Source organism: Oerskovia sp. NPDC060338 (assembly GCF_042726295.1).
In the GTDB taxonomy this organism is placed as follows: Bacteria; Actinomycetota; Actinomycetes; order Actinomycetales; family Cellulomonadaceae; genus Oerskovia; species Oerskovia merdavium.
Genome location: NZ_JBHXCQ010000002.1, coordinates 188,830 through 201,369, shown reverse-complemented (window position 1 = coordinate 201,369; position 12,540 = coordinate 188,830). Strand labels below are relative to the sequence as shown.

General features: G+C 71.1%; 9 protein-coding genes. 2 read left to right on the top strand and 7 right to left on the bottom strand.

The features are described from left to right. Positions 1–40: 40 nt before the first annotated feature. Positions 41–3,445: a PQQ-dependent sugar dehydrogenase gene (locus tag ACFWGN_RS02975; protein WP_377615602.1), complete on the bottom strand. Its 3,405-nt coding sequence runs from the start codon at positions 3,443–3,445 to the stop codon at positions 41–43. 561 nt (positions 3,446–4,006) lie between these two features. Next, positions 4,007–4,672: a response regulator gene (locus ACFWGN_RS02970; protein ID WP_191801858.1), complete on the bottom strand. Its 666-nt coding sequence runs from the start codon at positions 4,670–4,672 to the stop codon at positions 4,007–4,009. A 107-nt stretch (positions 4,673–4,779) separates the two neighbouring features. Between ACFWGN_RS02970 and ACFWGN_RS02965 the strand changes: the two genes are divergently transcribed. Beyond that, on the top strand, positions 4,780–5,922 hold the full coding sequence (locus ACFWGN_RS02965) for a PrsW family glutamic-type intramembrane protease (RefSeq protein ID WP_377615601.1): 1,143 nt from the start codon (positions 4,780–4,782) through the stop codon (positions 5,920–5,922). Between the two features lie 53 nt (positions 5,923–5,975). Continuing rightward, entirely contained in the window at positions 5,976–6,560 is a 585-nt protein-coding gene (locus ACFWGN_RS02960) for an AAA family ATPase (protein ID WP_377615600.1), read from the top strand. Here the strand turns inward: ACFWGN_RS02960 and ACFWGN_RS02955 are convergent. From ACFWGN_RS02955 to gcvP, 5 genes are all read right to left on the bottom strand, one after another. Further along, positions 6,529–6,957: a (deoxy)nucleoside triphosphate pyrophosphohydrolase gene (locus ACFWGN_RS02955; RefSeq protein WP_377615599.1), complete on the bottom strand. Its 429-nt coding sequence runs from the start codon at positions 6,955–6,957 to the stop codon at positions 6,529–6,531. The genes ACFWGN_RS02960 and ACFWGN_RS02955 overlap by 32 nt on opposite strands. Before the next feature lie 141 nt (positions 6,958–7,098). Then, positions 7,099–7,341, bottom strand: coding sequence for a LuxR C-terminal-related transcriptional regulator (locus ACFWGN_RS02950; protein WP_191801852.1), 243 nt, complete (start codon positions 7,339–7,341; stop codon positions 7,099–7,101). A 408-nt stretch (positions 7,342–7,749) separates the two neighbouring features. Beyond that, positions 7,750–8,121: a glycine cleavage system protein GcvH gene (gene gcvH / locus ACFWGN_RS02945; RefSeq protein WP_191801850.1), complete on the bottom strand. Its 372-nt coding sequence runs from the start codon at positions 8,119–8,121 to the stop codon at positions 7,750–7,752. 129 nt (positions 8,122–8,250) lie between these two features. Then, positions 8,251–9,423 (bottom strand): glycine cleavage system aminomethyltransferase GcvT, encoded by a 1,173-nt coding sequence (gene gcvT, locus ACFWGN_RS02940; protein WP_377615598.1) that lies wholly within the window; start codon positions 9,421–9,423, stop codon positions 8,251–8,253. 122 nt (positions 9,424–9,545) lie between these two features. Next, positions 9,546–12,446 carry an aminomethyl-transferring glycine dehydrogenase gene (gene gcvP, locus ACFWGN_RS02935; protein WP_377615597.1) on the bottom strand — a complete coding sequence of 967 codons (2,901 nt, stop codon included), beginning with the start codon at positions 12,444–12,446 and terminating at the stop codon, positions 9,546–9,548. Between the last annotated feature and the right edge of the window lie 94 nt (positions 12,447–12,540).

Below are 12,540 nucleotides of genomic sequence, written 5' to 3'. Positions count from 1 at the left end.
GTTCGGTGGCCCGGGGCGCGAGCCCCGGGCCACCACGTGCCTAGTTGCGGACGGTGAGGTTGAGCGACGTCGCGCTCTTGGTGACGCCGGTCGAGCCCTGGTAGGCGATCTCGACCTTGTAGGTGCCGACCTCGGGGAGCTTCGGGAGCGTCACGACGACGTCGCCCTCGGCGTCGAGCGTCCCGGTGCGGGTCGCGACCGTGGCGTTGTTGCGCTTGACGGTGACCGTGACGTCGCCCGTGGCGACGACACCCGTCGAGCTCTCGACCGAGATGGTCGCCTTGGCGGCGATCGACGGCTTGACCGGGTTGGGCGAGACGGAGCCCGAGACGGTCGAGGAGGCCGCGGCGACCGTGAGGCGCACTGTCGCCGAGGACTTCTTGAAGACCTGGTCGGCCTGGTAGCTCGCCTTGAGGGTGTGCGTCCCGACGGCGAGCGTCGGGTCGAGCGCGACCGTGGCCACGCCGTCGACGAGGGTCCCGCGACCGACCTCGGTGTCACCCGAGGTCAGGACGACGTCGCCGGTCGGCGTGCCACCCTCGCCCGTGACGGTGACCGTGGCCTCGCCCGGTGCCCCGAACGAGACGCGGGCTGCCGGCACGGCGACCTTGGTGACCGACGAGACCGTGGGCTCGTTCGGCGCCGCGAGGTCGATCGTGAACGAGACCGACCCGACCACCGAGACGTTGCCGCCCGTGTCGGTCGCGCGGTACTGCAGGTTCCGCACGCCGTTGGTCGTGAAGTTGACGCTGTACGCGCCGCTGGCCGCGGCCACGTTCGTCCAGGACTGGCCGTTGTTGGTCGAGTACTGGACGCTCGCGAGAGCGCCGTCGTCCTTGACGTCGAGGTTCATGCGCACGGCCTTGTTGTAGACGCCGCCGACGCCCGTGGGCGCTGCCGGGTCGAGCGTGTGCTTGATCGTCGGCGCCTTGACGTCGCCGACGCCCACGCCCTGGAAGTCGAACGAGTCGACGGCCAGCTCGTTGGCCGAGGTCACGAAGAGCGTGCCCGAACCCTGCGGGGCGTTCGTGAACGGCACCGTGACCTCCTTCCAGCCTGCGCCGGCGGGGATCTGGGCCGTGGCGAACGGCGCGGCGTCGGCCGCACCCCAGCGGAGCTGGAGCTGCCCGCCACCGTTGGCGACGACCTTGACGCCCGTGATCCCGGCGAAGTTCACCGGGCTGTAGGACAGGTGGTCACCGTTGCCGAGGCCACGGATCGCCTGACCGGCACCTGCGGTCTCGTCCTCGTAGGCCACGACGCCCTTGCTCTTGGCGTGCTCGGCCTGCTGGACGAACGGGTTCAGCTGGACGGTCGCCTCGCCGGGGGCGGCGGGCAGGCCGTTGTGGCCGTTGTCGGTGTAGGAGACGACGACGGCGCCGTAGATGTGCGCGCCCTCACCGTGCTGCGGCGAGTCCGGCGACGTCTTCCAGGCACCCGTGCAGCCCGTGCCCGAGACCTCGGGGTGGGCGTGCTCGTCGTGGCCCAGACCGTAGGTCCACGCCACGCGGTTGCAGGCCGTCGCGGTGCCGTCCTCGGCGTCGTTCGTCGAGACCTTGAACGGGACGGCCTGGCCCCAGCTGAAGAACGAGCCGTCACCGGGGTAGTCGACCGTGACCTCGGGGGCCTGGTTGCCGACCGAGATGACCTTGGAGGTCAGCGTGAACTTGCCCTTGGCGTCGGTGACGCGCAGGCGGGCGTTGTACTGACCGAGGGTCGTGTACGTGTGGCTCGCGGTGACTCCCGTGGCGTCGAACGTCCCGTTGCCGTCGAAGTCCCACTGGTACGTGAGGGCATCGCCGTCGGGGTCGCTCGAGCTGCTCGCGTCGAAGGCCGCGGTGAGCGGGGCCTCGGACGACGAGTTGGGGGTCGCGGTGAAGCGGGCCTGCGGGGCCTTGTTGCCCTCGGCGTAGGACACCTTGTAGAGGCCGGCGTCCGGGTTGGCGCGGAAGAACCCGTCGCCGTAGTCGAGCACGTAGAGCGAGCCGTCGGGGCCGAACTCCATGTCGATCATGTTGTCGTTGAGCGGCTGGGCGTTCTTGGCCAGCTGGGCGTTGGGCGTGAAGTCCTCGATGTGCGTGACCTCGTAGGTCTCCCAGTCGACCGTGAAGGCCGCGAGGTAGTCCTGCGAGAACTCACCGAAGAACGCCTTGTTGTCCCAGTACTCCGGGAGCTTGGACGTCGAGGGGTTCTCGGCGTCGTAGTGGTAGACGGGGGCGCCCATGGGGGCCTGGCCGCTGCCGGTGCCGAAGTTCACGAGCTCGTCCCACGGCTGGTCGCCGGGGCGGTCGCCGTAGTACAGGGTCGCCTCGCGTGCCGGGGGCAGGTCGACGAGGCCCGTGTTCCAGCGCGAGTTGTTCTTGAGCGCGGCCGGGTCGAAGAAGGCCCCGGGCGTGCTCGTCGCGAAGTTCCACTCGTTGTAGGGCGCGTTGGGCCCGTGCACGTAGGGCCAGCCCGCGTTGTGCGGGTCGTCGAGGCTCACGGTGTTCCACTCGACGTAGCCCATGGGGCCACGTGCCGGGTCGGCGTTGGCCGCGTCGGGGCCGTAGTCGCCCCACGAGAGGCTGTTCGTCTCGGGGTCCACGTCGATGCGGAACGGGTTGCGGACACCCATCACGAAGATCTCGGGGCGGGTCTTCTCGGTACCGACCGGGAAGAGGTTGCCCTCGGGGATCGTGTAGGAGCCGTCCTCCTGGACGTTGATGCGCAGGATCTTGCCGCGCAGGTCGTTGGTGTTGCCCGCGCCGCGGCGCGAGTCCAGTCCGGGGTTCATGCCGGGGGCGTCGTTGTTGGGCGCGAAGCCGTTGGCGCCGGGCGCGCTCGCGGGGGTGTTGTCACCGCTCGACAGGTAGAGGTTGCCGTCGCCGTCCCAGTCCATGTCTGCGCCGACGTGGCAGCACTGACCGCGCTGGACCTCGATGTCGATGATCTTCTGCTCGGACGCCAGGTCGAGGCCCGTGCCCGTCCACTTGAACCGTGAGAGCCGGTTGACGCCCTTCCACTGGTCCCAGTAGCTCTCGTCGGCACCGGCCGGGAGCGTGTTGGGGGCCGAGCCCGTCGGGGTCCCGCTCAGGGGCGCGTAGGAGAGGTAGACCCAGCCGTTCTCCGCGAAGTCGGGGTCGATCCCGATGCCCTGGAGACCGTCCTCCGAGTTCGCGTAGACGGGGATCTTGTTGGTGATGGCGGTGACACCGGTCTCGGGGTCCGTGAGCCGGACGTCGCCGTTGCGTGCGGTGTGCAGGATCTTGCCGTCGGGCAGGATCGCGAGGTCGATCGGTTCGCCGACGTCCTTGGTCAGCAGGATCTTCTCGTAGTTGGACCAGTCGAGCGCGGCCTCCGCGCCGGGCTCGCTGCCGTGGTCGACGCCGTCGTGGGCCGTCGCGGGGCCCGTCGCGGCCGCGAGGCCCGACAGGGCCAGGACGCCCGCGAGAGACGCGGCGACCACCCTTGATCTCGCGGTCCTTCGTGCAGGAATAGACTTCACAGTGATGCAGCTCCTCATGGGGGTTCATCGCCGGACCGGGCCACCGCTCGCTGCTGAGACAGCGGGATCACGGGTGGTCCGGTCTTTTTGTGTCTCGTGGCGGTGGCTCCCCGGGCACTCCCGCCCTCGCCACCGTCGTCGTCCTCCCCTCGCCGTCGAGTGGTGGTGTTCTCCGTCATCGCTGTCGGGTGGCACCGGCTGAACGCCGGGTCGCCCCGACGGATGAACGCTCACACAGTGTGAGCGGCCCGGAAGTTCCTGGAATGCGGCGTATCTACCTGCTACCGAGATGGTCTTCCTCGACCACCTGGTAGGAATCTAGGCCGACTTCTATCGCCTGTCAATCAAAAGTTGAAACCTACCGCTCAGTAGTAGGGCACAGTTCCACGCGGTCCGCACGCCGAGAGGTGTTGCCTGAGGATGAGCAGGACGTGCGGGGCCCGGCCCACGCATCAGGTCGACGTCGCCACCCGGGACCGGAACCCTCGGGGACCGTCCGCCGACAGAGCCCGGCGCAGGCCCTCAGGCCTCGCCCGTGACGAGCCCCGACCGGTAGGCGAGGACCACGAGCTGGGCCCGGTCACGGGCCCCGAGCTTCGACATCGCTCGGTTCACGTGCGTCTTGGCCGTGAGCGGCGTGACGTGCAGCCGCGCCGAGATGTCGTCGTTGCTCAGCCCCTGGGCGACCAGGAGCACGACCTCGCGCTCGCGGTCGGTGAGCGACCGGAAGGCCTCGCCGTCGACGCGGGGACGCGGCTCGGTCGTGACCGCCCGCGCGATCAGGCTCCGTGTGGCCTGCGGGGACAGGAGCGAGTCCCCCGCAGCGACGGTGCGCACCGCGTCCACGAGGACCTGTGGGCGCACACCCTTGCCCAGGAACCCGGCCGCACCGGCGCGCAGCGCTCCGATCACGTGCTCGTCGTCCTCGAACGTCGTCAGGACGAGCACGTGAACCTCGGCGAGATCGGGGTCGCCGACGATCTGCGCGGTCGCGGAGATCCCGTCCGTCCCCGGCATCCGGAGGTCCATCACGACGACGTCGGGCCGCAGGTCTCGTGCCAGCTCGACCGCCCGGGCCCCGTCGGCCGCCTCCCCCACGACCTCGATCCCGTCGCTGACCCCGAGCAGCGCGGCGAAGCCCGCCCGGATGAGCTCCTGGTCGTCGACGACGAGCACGCGGACGGTCACGGGGCCTCCTGGCTGGTGGGCTGCGCGGGGTCATCCACCCTGGTCGAACGTCCAGGTGTGGTGACGACCGTCCCCTGTCCGACCAGAACGAGTGATTGGCTGCAGTCATGATGTTGCTCAACGTGCTCGGTGCGGTCCTGCTGGTCGCCGGCTTCTACGCCGCCTGGCGCCTGGCTCCGCGGCCGACCGACGCGCCCCCGGCCCGGTGGTTCCCCGACCCCGCCGCCAGGACACCACGGCGTCGGCTGTGGGACGGGCAGGCCTGGACGGCCCGCGTCACCGACGGCGCCGAGGCGGCCGACCGCGGCCACCACTTCCGCGGTCGCTTCTGGGGGCGATGGGTCTGGGCGCTGGTCGCCGCCGCCGTCGTGCTGCTCGCGGGGACCACGCTCTACCGGTCCACCGAGAACGTGCACGTCATCGCCGTCACGAGCTTCGTGGCCATGGCCCTGGTCTGCTGGGCGTTCTACGGGTTCGTGGAGCGCCAGCTCGCGCTCCGGGACCTGATCGGGCTCGGGCAGGTCGTGGCCGTCGCGGTCGCCACGGCCGGCGCCACCTTCCTCGTCGGCATGAACCTCAACAACCTCACCGGCTCGATCGGCGGCATCTCGCTCTCCGCGAACCTCGTCGGGCTCACCGAGGAGACCGCCAAGCTGCTCGTGCCCGTCGCCCTGTTCCTGCTCGGCACCTACCGCAACCCGCGCGTGGGCGTGGCGATCGGCCTGGCCTCCGGGTTCGGGTTCGCGATCGCCGAGACCACGCTCTACGCGTACCAGACGGCCGCAGCGTCCGGGCCCGCCTTCTGCGGCGGCGAGACCCCGGCGGTCACCACCGCGTCGGTCATCGCAGCCCAGGTCGCGCGCATCTTCGGCGTCTCGCCCTTCCACTGGCTCTTCACGGGCATCGCGGTCGCGATCGCGTGGCGCGCCTGGCACCTGTACGGCCGCAAGGGGACGCCCGCGGCACTGGGCGGGATCCTGCTCGTCATGGTGGTCCACTCGCTCAACGACACCTCGGCCACGCTCGGGTGCGGCGAGCCCACCGTCCAGCTGGTCCTGGCGAACCTCCGGTACGTCCTCGTGATCGTCATGTACCTCGTGTTCAAGGCGTGGGCCCGCAAGCACACTCCCCCGCAGATGATCGGTGCCGTCAGCACCGGTTGGACCCCGAAGCACCTGGGCGAGCAGTCGGTACCGGCCGCCGATGCCCCCGCCGAGGACTCCCCCGCCCGCGAGCCCGCCGACGGCTGACTCCTCGCACGCCGCCGAGGTCGCACCCGCACGGCGTCGGGTAGTGTCCCGGGGTGCACACGACCCTCGGAGCCCAGGACGACGTCGTCGCGCACCTCGGGCACATCCCTTGCCGCATCCTCGTCGCCGGGGTCTCGGGCTCGGGCAAGACGACCCTCGCACGACGGCTCGCCGCACGGCTCGACCTGCCGCACACCGAGATCGACGCGCTCTTCCACGGACCCGACTGGACTCCCCGGGCGACGTTCGTCGAGGACGTGCGGGCCGCCGTCGGGCAGGAGGCGTTCGTCATGGAGTGGCAGTACCGCGCCGTGCGCCCGCTCCTGCTGGACGAGGCCGAGCTCGTCGTGTGGCTCGACCTCCCCACCCTGACCACCATGCGTCAGGTCGTGACGAGGACCGTGCGCCGGGCCCGGCACAAGGAGGTGCTGTGGAACGGGAACGTCGAGCCGCCGCTCCGGACGATCTTCACGGACCGCGACCACATCGTCCGGTGGGCGTGGTCGACGCGACGGTCGCTGCGCGACCTCCCGGTGGTCGCAGCCCGGCAGGACCCGCCCGTCGCACTCGTGCGGCTGCGGAGCAGACGACAGGTCGAGACCTGGGTCAGACGGCTTCCCTGGCGACCCATTCGCTGAGCGCCGCGACGATCCGGACGTCACCGTCCAGCCAGTCGACGCTCGCCCACTCGCCCGCAGGGAGCCAACGCAGCGCGTCGTGCTCGACCAGGGGCTCGGGCTCTCCGGCGACGACGCGCGCGAGCCACAGGCGCATGACGTGACGGTCCGTGATGATCCAGCCCCCGTCGTCGGGCCCGAGGAGCTCGGCTCCGAGCTCGACCTGCACACCGAGCTCCTCGCGGAGCTCACGGTGCAGCCCTTCGACGGGGGTCTCCCCCGGGTCCACCTTGCCGCCGGGGAACTCCCAGCGCCCGGCCAGCTCGATCGGCCGGGAACGGCGCGCGGCGAGCAGGAGACGGGGCGTGGCGAGGTCGTCGACGACGGCCGCGGCGACCACGAGTCGGCGGAGAGTCATACGCGGAGTGTTTCACGCCGGACATGACGGGACAGGACCCGGGACGTGTCCGGCTGGTCACACGCGGCGACCCGGCCGAGGCTCACGATCCCGCCGACAGGTGTCGGCGGGCGACGGTGCCGATGCCGGTGCGGGACCGGCTCAGCGGATCCCGGCAGCCTTGGCCCACTCGACCGCTTCTGCGCGGGTCGAGACGCCGAGCTTTCGGTAGAGGCTGCGCACCTGCGACTTGACGGTGTTGCGCGTCACGAACAGCTTGGTGGCGATCTGCTCCAGGGTGATGTCCTCGGAGAGGTTCGACAGCACCACGTGCTCACGACGGGTGAGCGGGGCTGAGAGCTGGGTTGCCGGCGACTCGGTCCGGGCCAGTTCGATGATGCTCATGCTTCCTCCATGTGCTGACCGGTCTCTCCATCGCGTCATGGATCGATCCGGCGCCTTGCTGCTACTGGGAGAGATGGCCCAGTCGTCGATTCATGACGCGGTTTTTCACCCTCAATCTGGATTGCTCTGCCGAGCGGCGCGTGAGCATCGCAGGTACGGTGCATTTCCGCTGGTCAGAGCGATTTCTACCCGCGACGAGCGGTAGCAGGTGGTATCTCCCATGTGTCCCAGATCACCCTTGTCGCGTTGCGACGAGAATTGTGACCCGCCTCACAGTTTGGGCCGAGCGTGCGTGACTCACAACCCGAACGCACCCCGGGACGCCCGGAGGGCCGGCCCGCGACGTCGTCGCGAAACCGGCCCTCCGAGGCGCGTCCGTCGCCGGACGCAGATCATCGCTGCTGTCCGTCAGCCGCCCACGAGCGCGCTGTACTCCTCGGCCGTGAGCACGGGGCCCGTCTCGGTCACGTCGACCTTGATGAGCCAACCACCCGCGAAGGGCTCGGCGTTGACGAGCGACGGGTCGTCGATCGCGGCCTGGTTGACCTCGGCCACCGTCCCCGTGACCGGGGAGTAGAGCTCGGAGACCGACTTGGTCGACTCGACCTCGCCGATCACCGCGCCGGCCGTGACGGCCGCCCCGACCTCGGGGAGCTCGAGGTAGACGATGTCACCGAGCGCCTCGGCGGCCGTGCTCGTGATGCCGATGACGGCCGGGTTCGAGGCGTCGAGCCACTCGTGCTCGGCGGTGTACTGCAGGTTGCCGGGGAAGTCGGCCATGGGGGCTCCTGGTGTGCTGGTGCGGGTGCTGGACGGGGGCGGGCCGTGTGGCCCGCAGAACGGGGGCGGTGCGCTGCGCGGGGCAGGTCCTGACGCCAGGACCGGGCGTCAGGACCGGTCCGACGACGGTCAGGACGCCTGAGGACGACGGTAGAACGGCATGGGCACGATCACCACCGGCTCCTCGCGACCACGGACGTCGACCGCGAGCTCGGTGCCCTCGGCGCTGAACTCGGGGGTCACGTAGGCCATCGCGATCGGGTACCCGAGCGTGGGCGAGGGCGCTCCCGAGGTCACGAACCCGATCTGCACGTCGGGGTCCTTGCCCGGGATCACGACGGCGTAGCCCGCGCGGGCGGGACGCTTGCCGAGTCCGCGGAGGCCCACGAGCACGCGCGCGGGCTGTGCGCCCTTGCGCGACGCGAGCGCAGCGCGCCCGACGAACTCGAGCGGGTTGCCCTCGGCATCGACCTTGTCGAGCTTCACGACGCGCCCGAGCCCCGCCTCATACGGCGTGGTGGTGGTGTCGAGCTCGTGCCCGTAGAGGGGCATCCCCGCCTCGAGGCGCAGCGAGTCGCGGGCCGAGAGGCCTGCCGGGACCAGCCCCAGCGGCTCCCCCGCCGTCAGCACGGCCTGCCACAGCTCTCGCGCATGCTCGGCCGGGACGAACAGCTCGAACCCGTCCTCTCCCGTGTAGCCGGTGCGGGCCAGCAGCGTGTCGAGACCCGCGACCCGCACGGAGACCGACGCGTAGTACTTCAGCTCCTGGACGGTCTGTACGTCGTCGGCGGCGACGAGCGACGTCACGATCGCCTCGGCCCGCGGTCCCTGGACCGCGATGAGCGCGGTCTCCGCAGCCTGGTCGGTGACGGTCGCGTCGAAGCCCGCGCACCGACGGACCAGCTCCTGGGTCACCAACGGGGCGTTCCCGGCGTTGGCGACGACGAGGAACGTCTCCTCGGCCAGGCGGTAGACGACCAGGTCGTCGAGGACCGAGCCGTCCTCGGCGCAGATCATGGTGTAGCGCGCACGGCCGACGGCCACGGCCGTGAGGTTGCCGACGAGCGCCCGGTCCAGGGCCGCGGCTGCCTGAGGCCCGCTGACCTCGATCTCTCCCATGTGGGAGAGGTCGAACAGGCCGGCCGCCTCACGCACCGCACGGTGCTCGGCCAGGTCGCTCGTGTACCGCAGCGGCATCTGCCAGCCGCCGAAGCTCGTGAGCGAGGCTCCCAGGGCGACGTGCTCGTCGTGGAGCGGGCTGAAGCGGTCAGCGACCGGGGTGTGCTGCTCGGACTCCGTCATGGTGTTCCTCTCGGGGGAGCCGGGTCGGCGTGACCGCTGCGTCACGCTCGGTCCGGCACGGCGGGTGGGCCCGGGGCCGACCGGTCCGGCACGACCTCGCGGCCGTGCCGGACCGGTCGACCTCAGGAGTACGACTCGATCGGGGGGCAGGAGCAGACGAGGTTGCGGTCCCCCCGGGCGCCGTCGATGCGGCGCACGGGCGGCCAGTACTTGCCGGCCCGCAGCGTGGCGAGCGGGTAGGCCGCGACCTCGCGCGAGTACGGCTTGTCCCACGCGTCCGAGACCACGGCGGCGGCCGTGTGGGGCGCCCCGCGCAGCGGGGACTCCTCGATGGCCCAGGTCCCTGCGGCGACCTCGTCGATCTCGGCCTTGATCGCGACCATCGCGTCGACGAAACGGTCGAGCTCGGCGAGGTCCTCGCTCTCGGTCGGCTCGACCATGAGCGTGCCCGCGACCGGGAACGACAGCGTCGGGGCGTGGAAGCCGTAGTCCATGAGGCGCTTGGCGACGTCCTCCGCGGTCACTCCGGTCTGCGCGGTGATGCCGCGCAGGTCGAGGATGCACTCGTGCGCGACCAGGCCCGTCTCGCCGGTGTACAGGACGGGGAAGTGCTCGGTCAGGCGGCTGGCCAGGTAGTTCGCGGCGAGCACGGCCGTCTTGGTCGCGGCCTCGAGGCCGTCGGGTCCCATGAGGGCGACGTAGGCGTAGGAGATCGGCAGGATGCCCGCCGAGCCGAACGGCGCGGCCGAGACCGGCGAGGCGCCCTCATCCGTGAGCGGGTCGCCCGGGAGGAAGGGCACCAGGTGCTCGGCCACGGCGACGGGCCCGACGCCGGGGCCGCCACCGCCGTGCGGGATGCAGAAGGTCTTGTGCAGGTTCAGGTGCGAGACGTCGCCGCCGAACTCGCCCGGGCGCGCCAGTCCGACGAGCGCGTTGAGGTTCGCCCCGTCTATGTACACCTGCCCACCGGCAGCATGTACAAGATCGCAGACCTCGCGCACGTGCTCCTCGTAGACGCCGTGGGTCGAGGGGTAGGTGATCATGATCGCCGCGACCTGGGGGCCGTGCTGCTCGAGCTTGGCGCGCAGGTCGTCGAGCTGGACCTCCCCCTTCTCGGACGTCGCCACGACCACGACGCGCATGCCCGCGAGAGCCGCCGACGCCGCGTTGGTGCCGTGCGCCGACGCGGGGATGAGGCACACGTCGCGCCCTTCCTCGCCACGCGAGCGGTGGTAGTCGCGGATCGCGAGCAGGCCCGCGAACTCACCCTGCGACCCCGCGTTGGGCTGGACCGAGACACCCGCGTAGCCCGTGATCTCGGCGAGCTGCGACTGGAGCCCCTCGATCAGCTCGGCGTACCCGAGGGCCTGCTCGGCCGGGACGAACGGGTGCACGTCCGCGAACTCGGGCCACGAGATGGCCTCCATCTCCGCGGTCGCGTTGAGCTTCATGGTGCACGAGCCCAGCGGGATCATGGTGCGGTCGAGCGCCAGGTCCTTGTCCGAGAGCGAGCGCAGGTAGCGCAGCATCGCGGTCTCGGAGCGGTGCCGGTGGAACACCGGGTGCTTCAGGTAGTCGGTCGTGCGCAGCAGGTCCGCCGGCAGCACGCTGCCGCCGCCCTCGAACTCGAGGTCCTGGCCCGTGGCGAACACCTCGACCAGCGCGAGGACGTCGTCGGGCGTCGTGGTCTCGTCGCACGCGATCTGTACATGATCTGCGTCCGGGTTGTACACATTGATGCCGGCGTCTGCGGCGGCAGCGACGAGTGCCGCCGCGCGGCCGGGGACCACGGCCGAGACCGTGTCGAAGAAGACGTCGTGCCTGACCTCGACGTCCGCGGCGCGCAGGCCGTTGGCGAGCGCCACGGCACGCGAGTGGACACGCTCCGCGATCTCCCGGAGCCCCGCGGGCCCGTGGTAGACCGCGTACATCGACGCGACGATCGCGAGCAGCGCCTGCGCGGTGCAGATGTTGCTCGTCGCCTTCTCGCGGCGGATGTGCTGCTCACGGGTCTGGAGGGCGAGCCGATAGGCCTGGTCCCCGTCCGCGTCGACCGACACGCCGACCAGACGGCCGGGGAGCGACCGCTCGAGGCCCTTGCGGACCGCCATGAACGCCGCGTGCGGACCGCCGTAGAAGAGCGGGACACCGAAGCGCTGGGCCGACCCCACCGCGACGTCCGCGCCGAGCTCTCCGGGCGAGACGAGCAGCGTCAGGGCGAGCAGGTCGGCGGCGATCGTCACCAGGCCGCCCCGGTCCTTGGTCTCCGCGACGAGCGGACGCAGGTCCCGGACCACGCCCGAGGCGCCGCTCTGCTGGAGCACCACGCCGATGAGCTTCTCGTCCGCGGCACCGGCCGCCGCGAGGCCTGCCGCCAGACCCTGCGACAGGTCCACGACGACCACGGGCAGGCCGACCGACTCGGCCCGCGCGCGCGTCACCGCGACGGTCTGGGGGAACAGCTCCGAGTCGAGCACCACGACGCCGGCCCCGCCCTTGGCCGCGCGCCACATGAGCGCCACGGCCTCGGCGACAGCGGTGGCCTCGTCGAGCAGCGACGCGTTCGCGACCTCGAGCCCCGTGAGGTCCAGGACCACGGTCTGGAAGTTGAGGAGCGCCTCGAGGCGTCCCTGCGAGATCTCCGGCTGGTACGGCGTGTATGCCGTGTACCAGGCGGGGGACTCGAGCACGTTGCGGCGGATGACCGGGGGAGTGATGGTCCCGTAGTAGCCGAGCCCGATCATCTGCCTCTTGACGACGTTCTTCGCCGCGATGGCCCGCAGGTCCGCGAGGACCTCGGTCTCGGTGCGTGCGGCCGGCAGGTCGAGCGGGCGGTCGGTGCGGATCGAGTCCGGGACCGCGGCGTCGACCAGGGCGTCGAGCGAGTCGTAGCCGAGCTCGGCGAGCATCGCCGCGACCTCGCCCGTGGGGACGTCGTTCGCGTCGGCCGCGACCGGGCGGGGGCCGATGTGGCGGAACGGGAAGTGCGCGCGGTCGAACGCGTCGCTGGACTGCTGGGTCACGGAGGTCTCCGGGGGTCGGCGAGGAAGACGGCGGCGGGCTCGGGAGCCCACCAGTTCCTCCCCGCTCTGTCATCGGACGCGCAGCGTCGACCTG